Raw genomic sequence first — 22717 nt, 5'->3', positions numbered from 1 at the left:
GCAATTCGGATTGCACTCTACAATTTCAGATTGCGAATTTTCGGGCGGTTTCCGCGCATCGCCGCCTTGCCGATCAATTGGCACGCTTGATGCTGAGGGGGCGTCGAGGTTTTACGATGCTATTCTTTTCCCGCCTTTCGCTCAGACTTGCCGCGCATCCCGTGGTCCGGGGCATATCCGCCTATGTCGGAGGGGAGCTGGTTGCGCGGCTATCCCGCCTCGCCGCGGTCGTGGTGATCGCTCGCCACGTCTCGCCAGTGATGATGGGAACGGCGGCGCTTTGCCTCAGCCTGTTCGAGATCATCAGGGTGCTCGCCAATGCCGGGATCGGCCAGCGCATAGTGGCGGCCTCCGATGCGGAGCTCGCCTCGGTATGCAATGGCGCGGACCGGCTCTTTCGTGCCTGGTGCCCAATCGTCACCCTGTTGCAGCTCGGCGTTGCGGGCGGCCTGGCGATCGCTGGCCAGCGGGAGGCCGCCACGATGCTGGCGGTGCTCAGCACGGTCTATCTCATGATGCCGTTCGGTCTGGTGCGCGTCTTCCTGCTGATGCGCGATGGCCGGCTGGGGACGACGGCGCGCATTGGCTCGCTCCAGACGATCACGGACCATTTCCTGACCGCGGTTCTCGTTCTGCTGGCGCCGGGTGCCTGGGCGCTGGTGCTTCCCAAGCTCCTCACCACGCCCCTGTGGGTGCTGCTCGTGCGTCGCGCCCGTTCCTGGCGGCCGGCGATTGCCGCGCCAATGTCGGCGCGGCATTTTCTTCGCTTCGGAAGCGGAGTGATCGTCGGCGAGCTTGTCACGGCGGCGCGTTCCCAGTGCGACAATCTCATCATCGGGGCGCTGCTGGGCGTGAACGCGCTCGGCACTTATTATTTCGCCTTCGGCGCCGGCCTGGGCATCACCTATTCGTTCGTATCGGCAACGCAGATCGTGCTGTTTCCGTTCATCTGCGGGGCAAGCGGCGCCGGACGGCACCAGCGCTTCGTCCAGGGTGCGGCAGTGTCCGCCGCCATCCTTCTCCCGGTGGTCGGGACCCAGATCCTGCTTGCTCCCCTTTATGTACCGCTGGTCTTCGGTGCCCATTGGGCGATGGCGGCTCCCTTGGTCTCCCTGCTCGGCCTGGCCGCATTTCCGCTGCTGCTGGGCGCAGTCGCGACGGCGCGGATGCGGGCCGACGGGAACGCGGTTGCCGATGCGGGGATCAGCACGATCGCGACATTGAGCGCCCTGGGCGGACTGGCGCTGGGCGCCTCGCAGGGGCTGGCGATCGCCGTCATTGGCTATGTGCTCGGCCTGACGATCATCCTGCTTCCCTACTTCATCTGGAACCTTGCGAACCGTCCGCATGCGCGCGGTTCGCGCATCGAGGAGTATGTGCTGTGAGCAACCCCGATTTCAGCGTCATAGTGCCCGCCCGCAACGCGGCCGCAACGATCGCGGCGACGATCGCAAGCGTGCTTGCTCAGACCGTGCGGGATTTCGAATTGCTGCTGATCGACGACGGATCGACGGACCGGACACTGCACATCATGCTGGAAGCCGCCGCCCTGGACGAGCGGTTGCATGTGATCTCGCTGGACGGGGTGGGAGCGGCGCGGGCGCGAAATATCGGCGTCGAGCATGCGCACGGCGCGCTCATTGCATTTCTCGATGCGGATGATCTCTGGGTCCCGGAAAAGCTGGAACGCCATGCCGCGTTGCACGCCGGCCCCGTCGCCCCCGATGCCAGCTATGCGGCGGTGACGTTCCTGGACCCGCGCCGGACATATGCGCACGGTTCCAGCCGTTCGACCGTCGGTGCTGGGCCACTAACCCCGGCACAGGCCGTTGCCGAGAATCCGGTTTGCACGATGTCCAATCTGGTCGTGAGCCGGGAAGCCTGGAAACGAACCGGCGCGCTTCGCAATGGGATGCAGCACGCCGAGGATCAGGAATGGCTCGCGCGGGCGACGTTGGCAGGCTGCCATATCGTCGGGATCGACGAGGTGCTTGTGCGCTATCGTACGACCTCCGGTGGCCTATCGTCCGACCTGCGCCGCATGCATGCGGGGTGGCGTCGTTTCGCCAGGACCTATCAGGACCGCGTCGACATTCGCGCGGCGGAAGCAGTCTATTGCCGCTATCTGGCGCGCCGGGCCCTGCGACTAGGGGAGCCGGCCCGGGTTGCCCGGCGCTACGCGTTGCTTGGCCTGCGCTACTCGCCGAGCGCTTTCCTGGCCGATCGATGGCGGGGCGGCATGACCCTGGCCGGAGCATTCGCCGGTCCCTTCCTTCCCCTCGTCCTGCGGAATCGCCTGTTCGCCTGAAGGAGCAATGTCATGAATAAGCCCCTCGTTTCGGTCGTCATGCCGGTATTCAACGTCGAACGTTATGTCGGCGAAGCCATAGATTCGGTGCTGGCGCAGAACTTCATGGATTTCGAGCTGATCATCGTCGACGATGGCGGAAGCGACGGCAGCATGAGGATTTGCCGGGAATTTCTCGACCCCCGAATCCGCATCGTCCATCAGGCCAATCGCGGCCTTGCCGGCGCGCGCAATACCGGGATCGCCGCCGCAAGAGGCGAGTTCGTCGCGCTGCTCGATGCCGATGACCGGTGGGACCGCGCAAAGCTGACGCTGCACGCCATTCATCTCCGCACGAATCCGCATGTCGATGTGAGCTTCTCCGGCTCTAGGCTCATCGACGCGCGAGGCCGTCCGCTTCGGGTGGCGATGCGCCCCAAGCTCAATGACATCACGCCGGCGGACATTCTGATGCGCAATCCCGTCGGCAACGGATCCGCTCCCGTGATCCGGCGCAAGGCGCTCGATCGGGCCAGGTTTGCGCATCCCGAGGAGCCGGGACGGCCGTGCTGGTTCGATGAACGCTTCCGCCAGTCCGAGGATATCGAGCTCTGGATGCGCATGTCGGCGTGGCATGAATGCCGCTTCGAGGGGATTGACGGCCTGCTGACGGACTATCGGATCGTCGGCGGCGGTTTGTCGGCCCAGATCGCCAACCAGTTCGAGAGCTGGCAGCGCGCCGTCCGCAACTGCCAGCGACGGGCGCCGCAACTCATTGCACGGCACGGCCAGGATGCGCGCGCTTTCCAGCTTCGCTATCTTGCACGCCGGGCCGTGCAGCTGCGCGACGGTCCCTTCGCCGCCGCGTTGCTGCGCGCGGCATTCGGCGCGAGCCCCCGGGCCCTGATGGGAGAGCCCGGCAAGACGCTGGCCACGCTCGCGGGGGTGATCGTCACGCGATTGATGCCCCCGCGCTTTTCGGAGCGTCTGCTTGGGGGCTATGCCGGGAGGGCCGACGCATGATGCGGATAGTGCATCTCCTCGACGACTTCGCCCTGGGAGGAGTGACGAAGTCCTTCAGGATCTTCGAGCATCCGATGCTTGCGGAGGATATTCGAAGCGACGTTGTGGAAGTCGCGCCGCGCCGGCAATTGGCACCATCCCTGGCCGCGGATGTCATCCTGACGCATTTCCCGCCCAGCTGGGCGGCCTTGCCCTTCATCCGAACGCTGCGCCTGCGCAATCCGCGCGCGCGGCTGGTCCATGTGGAGCATAGCTACTGCGCTGCCTGGGAACGGCTGAAGGTGCCGTCGCTTCGACGTTTCCATGCGATGCTGCGCCTCGCGCTCCCCGCCTTCGATCATGTGGTGACCGTCTCGGACGGCCAGCGGCGCTGGCTTTCCGGTGTTTGCCAGCCACGCGCCATCTCCACGATCCGGCCATGGAGCGGGGAGGAGCGCCTGTATTGCGTACCTCCGCCCATGCCGGCGCAGCGGTTGACTGTCGGGGCATATGGCCGTTTTGCCGAGCAGAAGGGCTTCGACACTCTGATCCGGGCCATGCATCGCCTGGACCCCGAACGGTTCAGCCTTCATCTCGGCGGTTTCGGCCCCGACGAGGCGATGCTGCGCGCGCTTGCGGGCAATGCCCCGCATATCCGGTTTCTGGGCAAGCTGGACGATCCAGGCGTGCTGCTCGCCAATGTCGACCTGGTCGTCGTTCCTTCGCGCTGGGAGCCCTTTGGGCAGGTCGCGGCGGAAGCCAAGCTCGCCGGCCGCGCAACCCTGCTTGCCGATGTCGATGGTTTGCCGGAACAGTCGGTGGCCGGCCTGGTGAGCGACTGCACCTCGCCGGAACTACTGGCCGAAGCGATCGAGCGAATGGCGGGCATGGACCTCAGGGACATGGGCCGGCGTAACCGCGCCGCGATGGTGGATGCCGGCCATGCTACTCCGGCGGCATGGCGGGCCCTGCTCGATCATCTGGTTGCATCCGCCTGTTGAGCGGCGCCAATTCCAATCAGCAACAGGCCGGGCCAGACCAGATAGCCGAGTACCTCCAGGTTCTCGCCGAAGCTGTAGAGCAGCAGCACCATGAGCATCGCAAAGGCGACGCGCCCGCTTGCGGAGCCCCGCACGGCGGATGCCGCCGCATCGATCAGCCCGACGGCGAGAGGCAGCGCAAGCGCCACCACGCCGCATAGGCCTTTGACGAACAGCAGGCCGTACCAGCTGTGATGGCTGCCGATCGGCATGTACTCGACCAGATGCGGCCCACGTTCCACGACGCCGTGCCCGAACCAGGGTGCCTCGTGGCGCCAGCGTTCGACCGCGATCCTGCCGAGCGTGGCCCGGACCCTGCTTGAATCGGCCCGTGCGCCGTTGAAACGCTCCGTCGCCTGGCTTGCCATCGCCGCGAGCTCGCTGGCCCGCCATCCGGCCAGCAGCGCGGGGACGGCCGCGATGCGCCAGAACCAGGGATATCGCATGCGTGACACAAGATGCGCGAGCGGCCAGATCACGGCCAGCGCGACGAAGGCGAGGCGGGATTGCGAGAGCAGGGCGACGGCGATCCCGGCGGCGATGCCCACGGCCTTCCATCCGGGATGCCTTTCTTCCAGCGCGCAGAGGATATGCACCACCGCGATCATTCCGGCGGCGGGAGACCAGGGGGCGAAAAATTGCCAGCGCGGTGCTCCCACCTCGGGATCGATGGTGTAGAGGACGACCGAGAAGAATTCGGGGCCGGAACCCCCCAATATCCTGAGCGGCGAGACATAGATCTCGCCAGGCAGGTGGAGATAGGGTGCCGCGACGAGGAGCGGCAACAGCAATAGCGTTTGCAGCCCGAGCCTGCATACTGCACGGTAGATGACCTGCGGCCTTATGCCGAGTATCGCGCCGGCGAACGGGAACAGCGCCAGCAGCGCCCAGCCCTTGGCCCAGCCGGTCGCCGATTTCAGGGTCTGGTCGAGGCCGAGGTCGTTGAGGACATGCCCTGCCAGCAGGATGACGAGCATGGCCAGCATCCCGCCCAACCAGAGCAGGATCGGCGCCGGGACACGCTTTCCGGACAGACCCAGATAGAGTTGCGCGGCCGCCATCGCGGCGAGAAGCCAGCCGAGCAACGGGCCGACGAGATAAAGCGCGCCCAGCGCATAGAGCAGCCAGCTCGCTTCGATGGCGCCGCTGGTCAGGCGTTCGGCAGCAGAGCGCGTATGATCGGTTGACGGAGCCATGCGAGTACGAGTCCGACCAAGAGTAGCAGGGATGCCCCGACCGCTCCGCAAAGCGCGAGCATCAGGGAAGGCGAGGACCGGCCGGTTGGCAGCGAGGGTGCCTCGAGCGTCTGCACCAGCGGATAGGAGGCGAAGGGGTCCGCCTTGTTCGTATCGAGGCGGGCCAGGGCCGACGAGAAGACGGCGTCGGCCACGCGCAGGTCGCGTGTCAGGTCCGCGAGCTGGGACGCTTCGGCCGCCAGCTGTGGCACCCCGCTGGCCTGATCGCCGATCTGGGAACGGATCTCGGCAACGGCGGCCCTGGCGCCGGCGGCCTGGCTGTCGCCGGTTACCGCGGCGCCCAGCAGCTGCGCACGTGCATCCGAAACCGACAGGTCGGCAAAACGGGCCATTGCCGGCTCCGACATGCCGGTCAGTTGCCGTCCGCGCGCCGCCAGCGCCTGGTGCAGCGACAGGGTCTGGGCCTTCAGCTCTTCGATCGTCATATGCCGATCGCCCAGCGTTGCGCTTTTCTCGTTCAACTGCGTGTCGAGCGCCGAGAGACGCGCTAGGATCGACTGGAACTCGGGATCCTGGCGCAGCAGCATCGCATCGCGAGCCGTGATCATGCTTACGCCGAGACTTGCGGCAATGCGCCTCTGGGCGACGTCGCTTTGACGATACATCGTCTGCGCCTGATGCTCACGGTCGCGCAGGGTGTCGAGCGCGGCAACCCGGTTGTTGAACTGGTCCAGCGAGACCAGGCCGGTCCTCCCCTGGAACTCGAGCAAGTGCTGCTGCGCTTCGCGCGCCTTCTCCTGCAGATTGGCGATCTGGGCGCGATCGGCGGCTTCCCGCTTGCGAGCCTCATCGGTGCGCAGGCGGTCGAGTGACAGCAGGAAGGCCTGCCGAATGGCTTCCATGCGCCGTTGCGCCTGCGACGGTGTCGCACCCGCCATGGAGGTCTCGATCAGGTTGGTCTGATCGGTGAGCTTCACGATCGGCACGGGAAATCGGTCCGGCGCCTCGCCCAGCATGCTGGCGGCGTTGCGCCGGGTGATATCCGCCATCAGCAGCCGCTTGTAGTTCTCCGTGGGGCTCAGCGAGGGACTGGAGAAGGCCGATGAAGTAACCGTCGACGCCTGCCCGATGGTATCGAGGTTCATGCTGCCGCCAACGCCGCTGCCGGGCAGGATCAGGGTCGCCCGGCTGGTATATCGAACCGGAGCGGTCGCGAGATAGGCGATCGTGCCAATCCATATCATCAGGAACGGTATCGCCGCGCTGACGGCATAACGACGATACCGGCCGATGACGGGGAGGCCATCGCGTACGACGTGCCAGAAGCGCACGAGACGCCTTGGCGACGATGCCGGCCGCGGATCCAGCATTTCAATTGCCTCCCTTGCGTAGCAGAAGGGCGGGCGTCACGGCGCTGGCGGTGCCGCTGACCAGCGACAGGATGTCGCTGAAATTCATCCAGCGGCTATCGTAACAGGCCAGCGCGTCGCCCGGCATCAGGTACGGATCCGCCTCGTCACGCGATGCCGAGCGCACCAGGCGCTCGACGTCACGCTGGATCACCACGCTCTGGCCGGTAAGCGGATTGCGCGAGATCAATATTGCCCGGCGACCGGCGTTCATGGCCGAGCCGCCCACGCAGTTGGCCGCCACCAGCGCCTGGAGCAGGCGCGTGCCGTAGGGGAGGCTGGTCGCGTCGCGCCCGATCGCGGCGCCGGCGTTGTTCGCCGCGGGCCTCGAGAGATTGGACATGTAGACGCGGATACCCGGCGGCGTGAGCGGACTCGGCCGCACGAGCGCCTGGTCGAAACAGCCGCTGCTGGACACGAAAATACTGTCCCCGCCGGCGACCGGCATATCCGCAAGCCCCGTCCCGTCGAGCGCGCCGCGCAGATCGAGCGATATCCAGCGTCCCTGGCGCATCAGCCTGACGTCCGACAGATCGGCATCGGGCCGGATTCCTCCGGCTGCGCGCAGCGCCGCGCTCAGCGTGCGGCCGGCATTGGCATCGCCATCCGCGATGCCTTCCTTCTGGCCCACACGGTCTTCCGCCTGCCTTTCGCCGGCGCGAACCGTGCCCGCTGCGAACACCGCCCCTTGTACGGATACCGATACGCCCGCTGTCTCGATGAGGGTCGCGTGGACGAAATGCCCGGGTGCCCGCAGCAACTCCGCCTTGACGAGGCCGGCTTCGATCCGATGGCCCGCTTCGGCGATGTCGACGCCGGCGATTTCGATGGGTGCTACCCCGGGCATCGTGAGGCGGCCATCGTCGCCGATGACATGCACGCCCGTCATGTCGTTCTCATCGCCTGCGACCTGCACGCGAAGGCGATCTCCCGGACTCAGGATCGCGGCACTGCTTTCCAGCAGGGAGCGATCCGTGCGCCGGGCCGCATCAAAGGAACTGGGGAAGCCCGATGCCGAGCTTCGCATGCAACCGTCCTGAGCATCGGACACAAGCTGCTGCTGGGGCATCCACCCTGCCGCAGGTGCGTTGCGGGGAAGCGGGCCCGCCGCGCATCCCCCGAGCAGAAGCGCAGAAACACCATTAAGCAGGGCAAGACGTGAGATAATACGCATCGACACGACTCCTTTGTGTCGCGTCAATCAATTCGCGTGCCATTTTGTCGGCAGGTGCGGAATCGGCGAAGATTCACGCGGCTATTTGCAAATCGCAAATCATTCTATTGCAGAATGCGATGCGCTCGCGAAATGCGAAGACCGGATTCGCAGTCGTTGCGGGAGATTTATTGGCACAACCCTTGCGTGGCCATGCCCGCTTTGAGGTGATGATATGCCCGGACGAATTCTGATTGTTGAGGATACGCCCTCGATCGCATTGGCCTATGCGGCGCATATCGAAGCGATGGGCCATGCGGCCGAGATCGCGGAGACCGGTGCTGCCGCGCGCGCATTGCTGGCAGGGGCTTCCAGTTTCGAAGCCGTGCTGCTCGATTTGCAACTCCCCGATTGCAACGGTCTCGAATTGCTGGCGAGCATTCCCTCACTTGCCGCAACGTCGAGCGTGATCGTCGTGACCTCGGATGGCTCGATCAACCGCGCCATCAGCGCCATGCGCCTCGGTGCCTATGATTTCCTGGTCAAGCCGCTCACGCCGGAGCGCCTGAAGACTACGATCCGGAATGCGCTGGAGCGATCGACATTGTCCCGTGAGGTCGCCCAGGCCAAGCAAGTGGCCAGGCGCGATCATTTCCACGGGTTCGTCGGCCAGAGTGCCGCCATGCAGGCCGTCTATCGTGCCATCGAGAATGTTGCCGATTCCAAGGCGACCGTTTTCGTCACCGGCGAGAGCGGCACCGGCAAGGAAGTGACCGCGGAAGCGATCCATCGCGCGAGCGGCCGTCGCAACGAACCATTTGTTGCGATCAACTGTGGTGCCATTCCCGAGAGCCTGCTCGAATCGGAGCTGTTCGGGCATGTGCGCGGCGCTTTCACCGGCGCGATCGAGAACCGCCCCGGTGCCGCGCGCGCGGCCAATGGCGGCACGCTATTTCTCGATGAGATCTGCGAACTGGACCTCAAGCTGCAGGTCAAGTTGTTGCGTTTCCTGCAAACTGGCCTGGTTCAGCCCGTGGGCAGCAATCGGAGCGAACCGGTGGATATTCGATTGGTCTGTGCCACCAATCGCGATCCGGTCGAAGAAGTGGCGGCCGGCCGTTTCCGCGAGGATCTGTTCTATCGGCTGGCGGTGATACCGATCGAGTTGCCGCCTTTGCGACAGCGCGGCAATGACCTGGACCTGATCGCGCAAACCTTCCTCGAGCGATATGCCATCGAGGAGGGCAAGACATTGCCGCCGTTGAGCGAATCGCAGCTTGCCACCTTGCATCGGCATCGCTGGCCGGGGAACGTGCGCGAATTGCAGAATGCCATCCGACGTGCGGTGGTGATGAGCGGCGGTCGCGAGATCAGCCTGCCGATCCCGCAGGAGGGTGCGTCGCCTTCCGTTGCGGAAGCGCCTGAACTCTCCGCGGGAGGATGGCGGGGCCTGACGCTCGATCAGATCGAGCGTCTCGCGATCGAGCAGGCGATCGCGGATGCGGACGGGAATCTCCCCAACGCGGCTCGCAATCTGGGCGTCAGCCCATCGACATTGTATCGCAAACGGGAGCGTTGGCTCTCCGCGAACCATGGCGTGAAATGATCGCCGGACCTGGCCTGGGCCCTTGGTCGTTCTTCCAGCATCGCCCGGGCTGGAATTTGCCCGAGCGTAAATTCGAATGAACGGCAACTTCCGGATTTGGTGAAAGCGGTTGCGCTGAGACGGTTGGGGCACCTGGCGGCATTATCGCTTTTACCCTGGGGTACTGAATGGACGGGCGAAGCGACAGCCCGAGCGCTCGTACCTTGGAGGCTTGATCAGCAGTCGAGAATAGTCCGCAGCCCCCTGAGATCGCCGTGGGCGGGGCACATTCTTCGTTCAATGATGGCGCATCATAACCATCTGAATCAGAATATATTTTTATACAGCTCGTTTTCTGACGTACCGTTATCTGTAAAAGCCCGATTCCGAGGCGCCGTTAAACGGGCGGGCCATGCCCGCCGGAAAACTGCCTCTCGCGGTTTTCCGCCATTTTCTTGAGGCAGCCTTATCTGGGCTCAACAGGATTTGTCGTACCCAATTAAGACCGCCTCATATCCAAAATAAGGATGCCTCAGAGGGTACGCTTCGTTAATCTCGGCCGATTGGAGACGCCGAGCGACGGATTTTGGGCCGGTAGCGGCCAAGCGGCTTTTGGCACGGGATCGCGGAAAGCTGTCTTCCAGCAATCGGCCTCTCAACCGTTAATCGGGTAGCCGGATCTGGGCCCGTCGGGCCGCCATGCGGCACCGGATCGCCAAAGCGGACACCAGGCGCTCTGCTGGACAATGGCAGGATCAGGACCGGATGCCACCTGCGCGCTCGGGTGCATCGATCTCCGTCAATCAGTGCCGCAAGTCGGCGATCAGTGGCGACTTGGCGGTAACGGGATCGTGATGAAGCATGGCCATCGTGACGCGTCGAACTTCGAGGCCTACTCGCGATCCCACGTCACACATCAGTTGCGCGAGCCCTGCGGCAGCAGCATCGGTCGAGCAATTCCCGGCCGGATCGACTAGAAGCAGTTCTAGGCGATCCCCACCCTGTTCCCCCTGCCGCAGCTGAATCTGGAATGCCTCGGCGCCAGCGGCGAGCGGTGCGAACAGGGGAAGGTCGAAATGCTGCTCGGCAAGCAGGAACGAGCGCGCGTTGCGACCGCGCAACTCGAGGAGACGAGAACCATCGCGCTCGACCAGGCGACCGACATCGCCGACAAGATAGCGAAATACCGGAAAGCGCTTTCGATAGCCGTTGGTGACCGCGAGCTCGCCAAACCCTTCGGAATCCGGAGACACCACCTCGACAACGACCTGCGGCAGGATACGGAACAGGCCGGGTTTGCGGCTCGCGTCGGACCACGCCCAGATGCCGGTCTCGGCGCCACCGTATAGCGACCAGAAGTCACGCGTTCCGAAGCTTTGGGCGAAGCGCTCAACGGCGCTCGCGGGGAGTGGCTCACCAGCGTAGAGCAGCCGGGGAATCTCCAGGCGCTCACCGGTGGCGCTCAGAAATTCGGCGAAAAGTCGAAGCTTTGAGGGGGTGCCGAGCAGGTGCGTCGGCGTGAAACGCCGCGCCGTCGCCAGGACGTCTTCGTAGCGCGCATGCGCGCTCATCGGCAGCGAGGTCGCGGCGCACCTCTCAAGCAGGTCATCGAGGATCGCCGCGGTGCGATATAGATCGGCATAGCCGAACAGATTGAGCGCCACCGTCCTCGCATCGAACAGCCCTTCGGCGAGCAAGGCGCTGGCCAGGGCATGACGCTGGGCATGATTTTCGCCAATATCGACTGGAAACACCAGCGGCGTGCTCGTGCTCCCGCCCGAGCGCACCAGATAGACGCCGCTTGGCTCGGAGCCGGGCGCGAACCGGTCGAGATGCGGCTTCAGCACGGCTTTGTCGGTTGCCGGCGCTGCGCGATGGTCGCCAATCCCGGCGAAATGGTCGCGGTAGAAGGCATGTGCGCGAGCCCGGGCAAAACCGTCGCGCAGCAGCGCCTCGTCATCGGGATGAGTCACGAGACGGCCGCTTCGAAAAGGTTGCGATAGTGCGCGAGGAACAACTGTCTCTGTTCCTCGGGGATGGTCGCAAGCGCATAGTCATGCCAGCGCGCAAGGAGCATCGCCGCCATCCTGTGATCGCGGGGATCCGCGCTGTCGCGATAGCGCAGCACCGTTGGGGGAATCTCGAGTGTGCGCCAATCATCGCGGCGGCGGCGCGACAAGCTATCGGGCACGACACGAAAGTGGATCAGCGGCGCTGCGATCAGCCCCACGCGCGCATCGGCGGCGGCGGCGTCCTTCAGCACACGATACCAGAGATCGACGCCCTCGTTGAGCTGAGCGCTCACATAGCGGTGTGCGCCAAGCCAGCGGCGCCGAACGATGACGTTGCTGGCGCGGCCCAGCATGAACTCGGGATGCGCAACGGCACGCGGAGGATCGACGAGAAGGAAGAGTTCATCCTCGATCGGCGTGAGCTCATCAGCGAACAGCTCAAGCTCCGGGAAAACCTCACCGGCGGGTTCGCTCGCAAAACCGACTACCGCCATTGCCAGTGCATGCCGGTCCATAGCGCCTCGCATGCGCCGCAGCGCATCGGGGCGCAGCATGTCGTCTGCGTCGAGGCAGAGGAGGAACTCGCAATCGGCGCGTTCGATGCCGCAATTGCGGGCCGCACCCGGGCCACCATTCGTCGCCCGCCGCACCAGCTCGATCTGTGTGCCGCCGAATGCGGCGGCGTGGAGGGAAAGTGCTTCCTCCGCGACTTCCGCGCTGCCATCCGTGCTCGCATCATCGACGATGATCAACACATCGGGCGGGGTTTCCTGGCCAGCAAGCGACGCGATTGCCTCGCCTATGAACGCCCGCTTGTCGAACAGCGGGATGACGACCGCGAGGCTGGTCATTGTGCGATCACCGGGACGTAGATCAGGCCGCGGTCGCCGTGGAGGTTAATCACCGACGCGCTGGAGCCTCGGAATATGCCCGGGCCATAACTGGTTGCGTCACGACACAGCTGCAATCCAATCAGATGCGTCGCGCGGGCATCGCCAGGCGCGCCGAAGTCGCGCTGCGCAAGATAATGCTGGTACATGTCCTGCGACCAGTCGCGCTCGACGCGCCTGCGCCATGCCGCCTCGCTGCACTCGCGGCGCACCAGCACGTCGATTCCGCGACCGCCGCTGCTCCGTTTCGCGATCATGTCCTCTCGGCGCGAAAGCAGGGCTTCGCAGCCACCGGCATCGGCGATGGTCCAGGAAGGGATCAGGAAGGCGCGCAACGCCTCCGCCTCGTCTGCCGACAAGAGATCCCGTCGGATCGCATCGTCCCACAGCACGGCGAGTACGCGCTTGTCATGCACCAGGATCAGCGTGCGGACGTCGTTGAAATAGTTCCCGGTGTCGATCAGGTGGCGCAGCACGTCATCGGGGATGGACGCCAGCTCGCTTCGGTCCATCTCGAGAATGACGTGGTTGATCGTTCGCCCGTCCGCGCGCAACCCGCCGTCTTCCAGCGCGATCGCCTCCGGTGCGAGGGACATGAAGCCGATGCCGCGTTCGCGAAGTGCGTCGGCAAGGAGAAATATCTCGGTTCCGGCCTCCGCTGCATGCAACATCGCCACGGTTTCGCCTGGACGATATCGGCTGCACAGTGCATCGACAAAGCCGTGCCCGGTCACCTCGCCCAGTCCTGTCGCGGCTGCGTGTGGTGCAAGCGCTTCGGCTGCCCGTTCACTCACCATCCAGCCGTTCAGTGGATAACGGGCGCCGATCTCGCAGACTCGTGGCTGGCCATCTGCATCGTGGACAAGGTCCGGGCGGTACCAGCCGATGCGGTAGGGCCTTGTGCTGGCCAGCCGCAGGATCGCTTCTATCGATTCGGGCAGCGCGTAGACGGAGCGGATTCGCGGATCGTCGAAATAAAGTTCGACGATCGCGCGCAGCGCCTTGTCAAGCAACTGGTTCAGCCGATCGAGTCGCGTCAGATATGCGGGCGCGATCAGCACCGGCATCGCCGCGAGTTGTTCGCTATTGATGATCGGCGGATCACCGAGTTGCGCCACCAGCGCCAAGCGTGGGGCTTCGGCGAAGCTGCGCTCGGCGATCCGTAGCAATGGCGCGCCGGCGCCATTGCTGCTCAATGGACTGCCTCGACCTCGATCGCATCGCGCAGGCAGACATGGTCGAGCACGGCGGCCTTCTTTGCGAGATAGGTAGAAACAATGTCGTCGAGCGAATAGTCGGCGATGGTGACGCCCGTCGCCTCGGCAAAATGCTGCAGCGCGCTCAGCGCATAGAAGAAATGGTTCTTCTCGGTTGGCCCGGTGTGGACGCTGATCCAGGCGAGCGTCTGGCGGATCGCCGCGTCGGTGAAGCCATATTCCTCGGCCAGCCAGCGCCGGAACAGCGGAAGGATGAACTCGACCTCGCCGTGCGTGTAGATCTCGTGTGCCAGCGTGGTGAGCAGCGCAATCACATGGTCGCGCTCTCGCAGCGAATTATGATCCTTCCAGTCCTTGAACTCCTTCGCCGCAGGATGAAGATAGCGTCGCGACAGCCACCGGTCATCGCCGACGATGTCGGTTGCCATACGGTAGAACATGTCCGCATGGAGCACCCTGTGCGTGACCGCGAGATCCTCATCGATGATACGGTCGAGGCTAGTGAGGGCGCGCAGCAGGGCGGCCTCATCGCCGACATGTTGCCCGCGATGGAGCAGGAGTGTCAGCCGGTTGCCTATCCCTGCAACAGTCACCGCACTGTTGTTGGTCTGCGACCAGCTGTGGAAGAAGGCACATAGCGCTTCGGGATCCTGCCGCTGCCGGGTCAGAGCTCGGAATCCATTCTCGATAGCGTGGAAATAATGGGAGTGCTCAGAAAAGCACCGCGCCAGATCGTTCTTGATATGCGAGTCCGGCACCGCTTCAAATACAGGCAATATGATGCCCTGTAGAGAATTCGCCATATTCCACCCCTGAGCTTACTGCTGTCTATCCGATGTGGGATAATTAGAATAGTTCAACATGCGCCAAAATGGATAGTTATGACTTCGAACTCTCTGTGATGAATAGAGAGTTATCCATAGAATTCCCGAAATTTCGAAATAATAAATTCATGCAGTTGTCGCGAATTAGTCGCAATTTTCATCGCCTGAACGGAAGGCGGTTTTCCGGATAACCCTGCGAGCAGGCTGAGCGGCTGAGATGGGCGCGTAGCTGATCGGCGGATCACGCGGGAGCTGTCTAGCGGCTCATGGGTACACCGTAGAACGGCAACCGTCATTGCCAATGATCCGAGGGGAAGGTTCATTTTGACGCTGTGGTAACGCAAAGCGGTGACCCGCGGCGTGCCCGGTAATAGATCTGATAATTGCCTGGTCAATATTCGCCGAAGTATTCCGGCATGGGCTCCCCTGCTCTGACAATCCGGACCAGATGGCCCAGTGCGCCAACCTCGCGCTGTGCCTTCCATGCAGCGCCGATGCTCCATGCCGCTTCCTTCCCCTCCACAGCCAGAAGCTTCAAACGGCCGGGAAGCAATGCTTCGGAACTGACTGGCACGACGGCGCAACCCAGCCCTGCTGAAACCAGTGCGAGGACCGTCTGTATGTCATCGGCTGCCTGCACGACCTTCGGATCAAAAGCGGCGGAGCGACACCAGGCTCGAACTTGGGCGGCGAGCCCAGGTCCCCGTGCCTCCCGCAGCGCAATGAAGCCCTGTGCTGCGAGCCAACTTCGCAATCTCGCTCCCGAAGGGATGCCGAGATTCTGCGGAACCGCAATCGCAAGACGGTCGGATGCCGGTGGGCAGGCCGTTAGGCCCGGTGGCGCGGGCAGCCCGTCATAGGCCACCGACGCGAAGATGTTCTACGCGATCGTCGCCGCGAGCGTGTTGCTGGCGCTCGTGCTGCAATACTTGCCAATCGGGCCCATGCAGGCGCTGGTCTGGAGCGCGGTCATCAACGGCATCGTCGCGGTGCCGCTGTTGGTGGCGCTGATGATCCCGGTCTCGCGCCGCGAATCGTCGACAGCTTCCGCACGTCGCGCTGGCTCCTCATTCTGAGCGGCGCTGTCACGGTCATCATGGGGATTGCCGGCGTCGCGACGATCGCTAGCCTGTTCTAGGATCGTTGGGACGCGAAGAAGCGGTTGCTGAACTCGGGGCCGTCAGAACGCGGCATGCATGCGCAGCGCGAAGACGTTTGCCGGCCCACGATCTCGATTATAGCCCGGGTTGGCTACCAGCTGGTAATCCGCCGCGATGGTGATGCCTTTGCGCAGCGAGAGCTGGTAATAAGCCTCGCCGATCGCTTCCGCGCCATAGTGCGGCAACTTCCCGTCGCCCACCAGCAAGCCCAATCCCCCGGCCGCGAGATACCGCCGGTGCGGCGCGGTGATGGAGTTGACGATGGCGACGACGCCGACCGTGTCGTCCGGCCGCCCCCACTTGGTGCCCCCGATCGATGTCCCGAATTGCGCGGTGCGGTCGATATCCGTGAAGTCGTAGGGCTCGATGGAGCCATCGGCCACGCCAGCGCGACCGAACAGCCCCACCGTGTCGCTCACCGCCTGTTCCAGGTTGACGCTGGCGCCCCAGCGCGATCGCCGCATGCGCGTGAGCGACAAGTCGGGCAGTTGCCCGGTGGCGTTTGCCAACGCGACCGCGTCGTCGAAGCGGCTGAACCGCCCGCGATTGCGGAATATCGTCAATCGCATGGCCCCGGTCCGGCCAGCGATGCTGAAGCGACGCTCGACCTCCGCATTGATCTGGTATTGCCCAAACCGGGGCTCGAGCGTCTCGCCATTCGGCACCTTCGATAGGTTGAACAAGCCGCCGCGAACCGTCCAGGGGCCGACATATGCCTCGATTGAGACGCCAGTCGAGTATCCCCAGGCATCGGCGGCGTAGTCGAAAGTGCCGGCGTCGACCGCCGCCCAATTGAGGAAGTCGCCACGCGGATCGTGCGCATAGGCGTTGGTGTCGAAAACGTCGCCGACCGCGAACTTGCCGATCGTGACGACAACCCGATTGCGGGGCCGTGTGCCGGCGAGCTGTCCCGCTGCGCCGGCGACGTACTCGCGACCGTCACCGAGTGCGATGGCCTGCCTAAGATAGAGTCGCTGTAGCCGCAGATAGGGGGAGTTGCGACCGACCTTGTATGCCTCGGCGCTCGGAAAGCCGGCAACACCCAGCGTGTTGGACAGCCCGAAGCCCTGGTCGATCTCTGGACTGATCCAGACCTCGGCCCCACGCCAGAGGCGAGCACCGGCGAACAGCGTCGCGTCGAACGTTTCGCGCGCTTGGTCAGGAGTTAAGCTGTTGTCGCCCACATAGGGTGACCGGAAAGCGGGCGTTGCCTGGACGATGAAGGTGGCTTGGCCGTGAAGCGCCAGCCCTTTGTCCGAGCCGGTCGTCGTCGTGGATTCCTGCGGAGCGGCTTGAGCCCGCGCCGCCAACGGCGCCATTAGGCACGCGACCACTATCCCTGCGACTACGAGCCACCTCATTCCATGGACCTTCATGCAACGCCGCCCTTTCAGGGTATCGCGTCCGGCGTCAAAGGGCCATGTGGCCAATGGCCGCGCGGAACTGACGCAGGCCCAATATGTAGGGCGGTTTTTGACGGTACCGGTCCGGCATTTGACGACGGACGTTACGGTATTTGCGCGGGCGAACGTCTCTGAGATAGGATCTTCCGACATCGGGGCACCCGAAATGCTGACCATCGGCCAATGAAGGGCAAGAGTCCGATCCGGAAGCTGGATATCGATCGCCATGTGGTCGATGATCTGGCGCGGCGGTATCGATCCACGTTGCTGCGCTATTTCCAGCGCCGGGGAGTGGCGCCGCTCGACGCGGAAGACGCCGTGCAGGAAGTCTTCGTCCGGTTGAGTCAGCGCAAGGCGCTCGCGGACGACGTCCATCAGCCCGAAAGCTATATCTTCGCGACCGCGGCCAATGTAGCGACCGACCTGCACCGCCGTGCCACGGTGCGCGCGAACGGGCGGCACGAGTTGTTCGACGACGTGCTCCACGCGCCGCTCGACCTCGATCCGGAAACCATCTGCGCGGGACGCGAGGCATTGCGAGCCGTCGTGGTGGCGTTGAAGGAACTGCCCGAGCGCACGCGCACCATTTTCATCCTGGCCCGGCTCGAGCAGATGAAGCAGGCAGAGATCGCGCGCCGGCTCGGCGTTTCGCTCAACACGGTCGAGAAGCATTTGCATAGGGCGGTTGCTTATCTTGGCGAAAGGGCGGGGCGACGGTCATGAGCAATCACGCTGCCCCTTCCGGAATCCCCGAGATGTCGCCGCATGAAGTGGCGGCCAAATGGTTCCTGCAAAGCGAGACGGGCGCGCTGGGGCACGCTGAGCGCGCACGCCTGGAGACCTGGCTCGCGGATGACCCGCGCCACCAGGCCGCATGGGATGATGTGACCGCGGCCTTGCGGACAGTCGCCGACAATGCCGCCGACAAGGAGTTCCTGGCGATGCGATCCCGGGCCCTGGCGGCCCGGCCGGAGCGTCGCTGGCCGCTGTCCCGTATGACGGCGGTGGCCGGATTGCTGATCATCGCCTTGACGTCGGTACTCATCTTCCGTGAAGTCTATCCGGGGCTGAGTCATCGCAATGGCATCGCCGTCGCCGGCCCGGCGCGCGGGCTCTATCGAACCACTATCGGCGGTCGCGCCGAAGTAACGCTGCCCGATGGTTCGGTGGCGGTGCTGGATACGGACAGCGCGATGCGCCTCGCCTATACCGACAAGGAGCGGGGAATCCGCCTGTTGAAGGGCCAAGCCCTGTTCGTCGTCGCCAAGCATCAGTCGGCGCCGTTCCGGGTATATGCGGGCAGCCAGCGGGTGACGGCGGTCGGCACCCGGTTCAACGTTCGGGTGGAAGGCGAAGGACGGTCCCCAAAGACAAGCGTCGCGCTCATCGAGGGCGTGGTACGCGTTGTGGGCCTCAATTCCGCCGGGTCGACCATGCCGGATCGCCGGGCAGACGAAATCACCATGCGCGCCGGTGAAATCTTCGATTCCGCCAAGCCCGGCGCGCTCAGGGTATCCGCGTCCGAAGCGGAGGGTGCGGCCAGTTGGGTTTCGGGAACCTTGTCGTTCAACGATATGCCGCTCGGACAGGCGGTTGCCGAAATGAACCGCTATACCGCGCGCCCGATCGGCCTCGGCGACCGGGGCATCGCGAACCTCAGAGTCAGCGGCGTCTTCAAGACCGGCGATTCCCAGCATTTCGCAGAGTCGATGGCGGAAGTCTTTCATTTGCGTGTGACGCATGATGAACGCGGCAATCCGCTCCTCCTGCCCAGGGCGGAATGAGCCGGGCGGCCTCGCGATCGGCCCCTTCGGAATAAAGTGACGATGCGGTTACGGGTTCTCGACTTGCCTGCGTCCCTGAAATTGGCAGCCGATAACGGCGCCCATATAGGGGAGGATATCGATGGCACGTCGCTTCGGGCTGCGCGTGAGAATCGCGGCACTTGCCGGCTGCGCTTCACTATGGATTTCGATGCCGGCGACGGCGCAGGGCAACCCCAGGACAAGCTTCGATATTCCTGCGCAGGATCTGGGCGCGGCCCTGAACCGGGCGGCAATCCAGAGCCACCGCGAGATCGAATTCAACGCGGACCTCGTCCGGTCGCGCAGGGCGCCCGCGGTACGAGGGAGCTATTCCATCACCGAGGTGCTCGAGCGGCTGTTGGCCGGGTCCGGCCTGCGCGCCCGCACGACATCCTCGGGAGCGATCCTCATCGAGCCCGTGCAGCAATCCAGCATCGGCATGGACAACAGCCGCGACGCGCAGGATCAGCCGGCCGAAGCGGACATCATCGTGACTGCGCAGAAAGTTCGCGAAAAGATACAGGATGTCCCGATCGCCATTTCGGTTTTCACCGCCAAATCCCTGGACGACCAGAAGATCGAAGGCGGGTCGGAGCTGTTGCGCGGGACGCCGAACGTCAGCTTCTCCAAGACCAATTTCGCCAGCTACAACTTCCAGATCCGTGGTATCGGCACACAGGCGCTGTCGGTGACGACCGATCCGGCGGTCGCAATCAGCTTCAACTCGATGCCGCTCATTCGCAATCGCTTGTTCGAGCAGGAGTATTTTGACGTCGAGCGGGTCGAGGTGCTGCGTGGCCCGCAGGGTACGTTGTATGGTCGCAACGCGACCGCCGGCGTGGTCAACATGATTCCGATCCTTGCCGATCCGGGCCGGATGGCGGGATCGCTCAAGCTCGAGACGGGCAATTATTCAGCGATGCGAGCGAGCGGAATGCTCAATCTGCCCCTGACCGATAGCTTGGCGGTGCGCGTGGCGGGGGCATGGACCTCCCGCGATGGCTACGACTACAACATGGTGACGCAACGGCGCGTCAACGGCCGCGATTTGTGGGGTGCGCGCGGATCGATCCTGTGGAAGCCGTCCTCGCGCTTCACCGCCAGCCTGGTCTGGGAGCATTTCCACGAGGACGATGATCGATCCCGGACGGGGAAACAGCTTTGCCACAACGATCCCAGCCCCACCAATCTGGACGGCATTTCGATCTATCCTCAGAATCGCGGATATTTCAGCCAGGGCTGCAAGCCGGGTTCGCTTTATGACGACGCCGCGTTCGGGGTGCCCAACGGAGCCAGCCTGCCCAATGTAGCGGCGGCGAGCTCGAGCGTGTCCGGAGCGCTGGGATTTCAGGGCAATACGGGCACCGGGGTCTTCGCCATCCCGTTCGCCACCGATCCCTTTGCCGGCGTGGTGCAGTCGCGTGACCTGCGCGTGATCGGCACAACCTATGATCCGGTGTTCCGCGCGAAGAACGACGTCGTGCAGTTCAATCTTGAATTCAAGTTCAACGATGGGTTGCGGTTCGTGTCACAGACGGGATGGTCCCGTGACGAATATTACTCGACTCAAGATTACAGCCGGTTTCCCTCGCAGTCGATCTTCACCGACACGGACCCGTCGCAGGGCATAACCTATGCTGATCCCAATAATGTGCGCACGCCCGCGTATAATCTTCTGCCGGGTGGCGTCTGGTGCGACCCGCAACTTGGATGCTCGAAGGGGTATCTCGCTGTGGACCTCAATAAATCCAAAAGCAATCAATGGTCCCAGGAGTTTCGTCTGCAATCATCATTCGATGGTCCGATAAACTTCAACCTCGGAGCAAACTATCTGGATTTCAGTATCGATGAAGATTATTATGTATTTAACAATACATTTTCACTGGTGGGGACGATATTATTTAATAAATCCGGTACAGCTGGATCCGTACCAGTGGACTCATGTCCACAGAATGTAACCACGCTTCCCTATGTCGGCGCTGGTTACTCTTGCATGTACATCGATCCCAATCCTATTGGAGGCATCGACGGGAATGGGCATAATTATTTCCGCAGCCGCAATGTCGCGCATACGCAATCCTGGGCCGGGTTCGGAGAAATCTATTGGAAGGCGGCCGATCGCCTGAAGATCACTGCGGGGCTGCGCTATACCCGCGACATCAAGACCACCACGCCCTATCCCACGCAATTGCTGTTGACGCCCGGACCCTTGGGCGGAGGTTATGTCAATAGCGGCTATCCTGCCTCTCCCGATATCAGGCAGAAATGGGGAGCGGTGACCGGGCGCTTCGTAGTCGATTGGAAGCCACGCCTATCGTTCACCGATGACACCCTGCTCTATGCTTCCTATGCGAGAGGGTACAAAGCCGGCGGCACCAATTCGCCCGGCATCGGCTCCGATCCTGCCAATATCGGCTTCTTCCAAACCGACCCTCGCTTCCGGCCGGAATATATCAATGCGTTCGAAGTCGGCACCAAAAACAACCTTGCCGACGGCAAGCTGAGCCTCAACGCCACTGCATTCTATTACGACTACAAGGACTATCAGGTTTCCCAGATCATCGATCGTGCGACCAAGAACGAGAATTTCAACGCAACCAGTTACGGCCTCGAACTGGAATCGATCTGGCGGCCCACATCGCGGCTGAGCTTCAACGCCAACCTAGGCCTGCTCAAGACCCGCATCGGCAGCGACATGCGCTCGATCGACGTCATGAATCGCATGCAGGGGCACGACGACTGGATTCTGGTCAAGCCGTGGATCCAGACCGCGTCCAACTGCATCGCGCCCAAGGCGCTGGTCGAGAAATACCTTGCCGTAACGGCCGCCAATCCGCGCCGCTTCGGTTCCATATCCGACACAAGGATCACCGGATTCTGTCCGTACACCAACAATCTGGCCGCGGGCACCTTTGCGCCCGGAAGCGCGGGATCCGTCTTGTATGGAGTCACCTACGACCCACTTACCTACGCCGATGTCGGCCAGAATCAGGGGCGCGGTTTCTACGCTGATCTTTCGGGCAAGGAATTGCCCAATGCGCCACACTGGACCTTCAACCTTGGCGGGCAATATTCGCTCCCGATCGATAATTGGAAGGCAACGCTTCGCGCCGATTATTATGCGCAGGGGGCAAGCTGGGCGCGGGTCTATAACGCCATCAACGATCGCTTGCGCGGATGGGACAATGCCAACCTCGCGCTCACTGTCGAGCGACCCACTTCCGGCCTCGCGTTCCAGTTCTACGTCAAGAACGTCTTCAACAAGACTCCGATCACCGGCGCGTTCATCAATTCCGACGACAGCGGCCTGACCACCAATGTCTTTACTCTCGACCCTCGCATCTTCGGGTTCAGCATGGCCAAGCGGTTCTAGGGCCTGGAATGCCTATGGTTCGGCGCGGCCGCTGCAACTGGGGACATCGCCGGCAGGCCCGCGGCTTTCGTCCCGTTGGGTGGCGTTTGTCTGTACCCGGCCGAGCGGCAGTTGATGCCACGGAGCATCTGGAAATCGCCGAGCATATTCCTCTTTGACGCGGCGTTCCCGCCACACCGGCCCTCCAATGTGCCAAGGAGCTTCCTCCTCCCCAGAATCGGCGGTCGGCCTCGCTGGAATGTGCTGCTGGGTATCCCAGAGCGCAACGCTCGTGTAATCGATGGATGGCCAACATCTATGACGGCCACCGCGCCTCGATAACCACTTCCGGGGACGCGCTCGAAGGGCGTTCTCGTATTCT

At 63.4% G+C, this 22717-nt stretch carries 18 protein-coding genes; 9 read left to right on the top strand and 9 right to left on the bottom strand.

What is annotated here, in order from left to right; translation table 11 throughout:
* Positions 1-77 precede the first annotated feature (77 nt).
* From OMP43_RS21620 to OMP43_RS21605, 4 genes are read left to right on the top strand one after another with little or no spacing between them, the layout of a single operon-like run.
* Positions 78-1385 carry an oligosaccharide flippase family protein gene (locus OMP43_RS21620; protein ID WP_280281633.1) on the top strand — a complete coding sequence of 436 codons (1308 nt, stop codon included), beginning with the start codon at positions 78-80 and terminating at the stop codon, positions 1383-1385.
* Positions 1382-2308 (top strand): glycosyltransferase, encoded by a 927-nt coding sequence (locus tag OMP43_RS21615; protein WP_280281631.1) that lies wholly within the window; start codon positions 1382-1384, stop codon positions 2306-2308. Before OMP43_RS21620 ends, OMP43_RS21615 begins: the two co-directional genes overlap by 4 nt.
* A 39-nt stretch (positions 2309-2347) precedes the next feature.
* Positions 2348-3310 carry a glycosyltransferase family A protein gene (locus OMP43_RS21610; RefSeq protein WP_280281630.1) on the top strand — a complete coding sequence of 321 codons (963 nt, stop codon included), beginning with the start codon at positions 2348-2350 and terminating at the stop codon, positions 3308-3310.
* Positions 3307-4290 (top strand): glycosyltransferase, encoded by a 984-nt coding sequence (locus OMP43_RS21605; protein WP_280281628.1) that lies wholly within the window; start codon positions 3307-3309, stop codon positions 4288-4290. The genes OMP43_RS21610 and OMP43_RS21605 overlap by 4 nt, the downstream gene beginning before the upstream one ends.
* Here the strand turns inward: OMP43_RS21605 and OMP43_RS21600 are convergent.
* From OMP43_RS21600 to OMP43_RS21590, 3 genes are read right to left on the bottom strand one after another with little or no spacing between them, the layout of a single operon-like run.
* Entirely contained in the window at positions 4266-5525 is a 1260-nt protein-coding gene (locus tag OMP43_RS21600; RefSeq protein WP_280281627.1) for an O-antigen ligase domain-containing protein, read from the bottom strand. The two genes, OMP43_RS21605 and OMP43_RS21600, sit on opposite strands and share 25 nt — an antisense overlap.
* Positions 5480-6895, bottom strand: a complete 1416-nt coding sequence (locus OMP43_RS21595; RefSeq protein WP_280281626.1) for a hypothetical protein — start codon at positions 6893-6895, stop codon at positions 5480-5482. Before OMP43_RS21595 ends, OMP43_RS21600 begins: the two co-directional genes overlap by 46 nt.
* A 1-nt stretch (position 6896) precedes the next feature.
* Positions 6897-8108, bottom strand: coding sequence for a polysaccharide biosynthesis/export family protein (locus tag OMP43_RS21590; RefSeq protein ID WP_280281625.1), 1212 nt, complete (start codon positions 8106-8108; stop codon positions 6897-6899).
* A 214-nt stretch (positions 8109-8322) separates the two neighbouring features.
* On the opposite strand from OMP43_RS21590, the gene OMP43_RS21585 reads away from it, so the two are divergent.
* The gene (locus OMP43_RS21585; RefSeq protein ID WP_280281624.1) at positions 8323-9693 is read left to right on the top strand and encodes a sigma-54 dependent transcriptional regulator; all 1371 of its coding nucleotides are present in this window, start codon (positions 8323-8325) and stop codon (positions 9691-9693) included.
* Positions 9694-10475: 782 nt separating this feature from the next.
* Here the strand turns inward: OMP43_RS21585 and OMP43_RS21580 are convergent.
* The 5 genes from OMP43_RS21580 to OMP43_RS21560 form a co-directional block, all read right to left on the bottom strand.
* Entirely contained in the window at positions 10476-11645 is a 1170-nt protein-coding gene (locus OMP43_RS21580; RefSeq protein ID WP_280281623.1) for an AMP-binding protein, read from the bottom strand.
* The gene (locus tag OMP43_RS21575) at positions 11642-12535 is read right to left on the bottom strand and encodes a glycosyltransferase family 2 protein (protein ID WP_280281622.1); all 894 of its coding nucleotides are present in this window, start codon (positions 12533-12535) and stop codon (positions 11642-11644) included. Before OMP43_RS21575 ends, OMP43_RS21580 begins: the two co-directional genes overlap by 4 nt.
* Positions 12532-13770: a hypothetical protein gene (locus OMP43_RS21570; protein ID WP_280281621.1), complete on the bottom strand. Its 1239-nt coding sequence runs from the start codon at positions 13768-13770 to the stop codon at positions 12532-12534. Before OMP43_RS21570 ends, OMP43_RS21575 begins: the two co-directional genes overlap by 4 nt.
* A complete protein-coding gene (locus OMP43_RS21565; protein ID WP_280281620.1) occupies positions 13767-14594 on the bottom strand; it encodes a hypothetical protein in 828 nt (275 codons plus the stop codon). Before OMP43_RS21565 ends, OMP43_RS21570 begins: the two co-directional genes overlap by 4 nt.
* 412 nt (positions 14595-15006) lie before the next feature.
* Positions 15007-15480, bottom strand: coding sequence for a LysR family substrate-binding domain-containing protein (locus OMP43_RS21560; protein WP_280281619.1), 474 nt, complete (start codon positions 15478-15480; stop codon positions 15007-15009).
* A gap of 10 nt (positions 15481-15490) precedes the next feature.
* Here OMP43_RS21560 and OMP43_RS21555 point away from each other — a divergent pair, with 10 nt between their 5' ends.
* Positions 15491-15691 (top strand): hypothetical protein, encoded by a 201-nt coding sequence (locus tag OMP43_RS21555; protein ID WP_280281618.1) that lies wholly within the window; start codon positions 15491-15493, stop codon positions 15689-15691.
* Positions 15692-15795: 104 nt separating this feature from the next.
* Here the strand turns inward: OMP43_RS21555 and OMP43_RS21550 are convergent, their stop codons facing one another.
* The gene (locus tag OMP43_RS21550; protein ID WP_280281617.1) at positions 15796-17094 is read right to left on the bottom strand and encodes a carbohydrate porin; all 1299 of its coding nucleotides are present in this window, start codon (positions 17092-17094) and stop codon (positions 15796-15798) included.
* 267 nt (positions 17095-17361) lie between these two features.
* Between OMP43_RS21550 and OMP43_RS21545 the strand changes: the two genes are divergently transcribed.
* The 3 genes from OMP43_RS21545 to OMP43_RS21535 all read left to right on the top strand — a co-directional run bounded on the left by OMP43_RS21545 (position 17362) and on the right by OMP43_RS21535 (position 22356).
* Positions 17362-17901: a sigma-70 family RNA polymerase sigma factor gene (locus tag OMP43_RS21545; protein WP_280281616.1), complete on the top strand. Its 540-nt coding sequence runs from the start codon at positions 17362-17364 to the stop codon at positions 17899-17901.
* Entirely contained in the window at positions 17898-18962 is a 1065-nt protein-coding gene (locus OMP43_RS21540) for a FecR domain-containing protein (protein ID WP_280281615.1), read from the top strand. Before OMP43_RS21545 ends, OMP43_RS21540 begins: the two co-directional genes overlap by 4 nt.
* A gap of 121 nt (positions 18963-19083) precedes the next feature.
* Positions 19084-22356, top strand: coding sequence for a TonB-dependent receptor (locus OMP43_RS21535; protein ID WP_280281614.1), 3273 nt, complete (start codon positions 19084-19086; stop codon positions 22354-22356).
* Positions 22357-22717: the final 361 nt, after the last annotated feature.

It is taken from the genome of Sphingomonas sp. CBMAI 2297 (assembly GCF_029870595.1).
GTDB lineage: Bacteria > Pseudomonadota > Alphaproteobacteria > Sphingomonadales > Sphingomonadaceae > Sphingomonas.
The sequence above is the reverse complement of the archived record's forward strand: the minus strand, read 5'-3'. Positions and strand labels throughout refer to the sequence as shown.

Bases quoted from the DNA above. Each gene is read 5' to 3' on its own strand.
- OMP43_RS21610 (WP_280281630.1), top strand. From the start codon at position 2,348: ATGCCGGTATTCAACGTCGAACGTTATGTCGGCGAAGCCATAGATTCG.
- OMP43_RS21605 (WP_280281628.1), top strand. From the start codon at position 3,307: ATGATGCGGATAGTGCATCTCCTCGACGACTTCGCCCTGGGAGGAGTG.
- OMP43_RS21600 (WP_280281627.1), bottom strand. From the start codon at position 5,525: ATGGCTCCGTCAACCGATCATACGCGCTCTGCTGCCGAACGCCTGACC.
- OMP43_RS21595 (WP_280281626.1), bottom strand. From the start codon at position 6,895: ATGCTGGATCCGCGGCCGGCATCGTCGCCAAGGCGTCTCGTGCGCTTC.
- OMP43_RS21590 (WP_280281625.1), bottom strand. From the start codon at position 8,108: ATGCGTATTATCTCACGTCTTGCCCTGCTTAATGGTGTTTCTGCGCTT.
- OMP43_RS21585 (WP_280281624.1), top strand. From the start codon at position 8,323: ATGCCCGGACGAATTCTGATTGTTGAGGATACGCCCTCGATCGCATTG.
- OMP43_RS21575 (WP_280281622.1), bottom strand. From the start codon at position 12,535: ATGACCAGCCTCGCGGTCGTCATCCCGCTGTTCGACAAGCGGGCGTTC.
- OMP43_RS21565 (WP_280281620.1), bottom strand. From the start codon at position 14,594: ATGGCGAATTCTCTACAGGGCATCATATTGCCTGTATTTGAAGCGGTG.
- OMP43_RS21555 (WP_280281618.1), top strand. From the start codon at position 15,491: ATGTTCTACGCGATCGTCGCCGCGAGCGTGTTGCTGGCGCTCGTGCTG.
- OMP43_RS21550 (WP_280281617.1), bottom strand. From the start codon at position 17,094: ATGGCGCCGTTGGCGGCGCGGGCTCAAGCCGCTCCGCAGGAATCCACG.
- OMP43_RS21545 (WP_280281616.1), top strand. From the start codon at position 17,362: ATGAAGGGCAAGAGTCCGATCCGGAAGCTGGATATCGATCGCCATGTG.
- OMP43_RS21540 (WP_280281615.1), top strand. From the start codon at position 17,898: ATGAGCAATCACGCTGCCCCTTCCGGAATCCCCGAGATGTCGCCGCAT.
- OMP43_RS21535 (WP_280281614.1), top strand. From the start codon at position 19,084: ATGGCACGTCGCTTCGGGCTGCGCGTGAGAATCGCGGCACTTGCCGGC.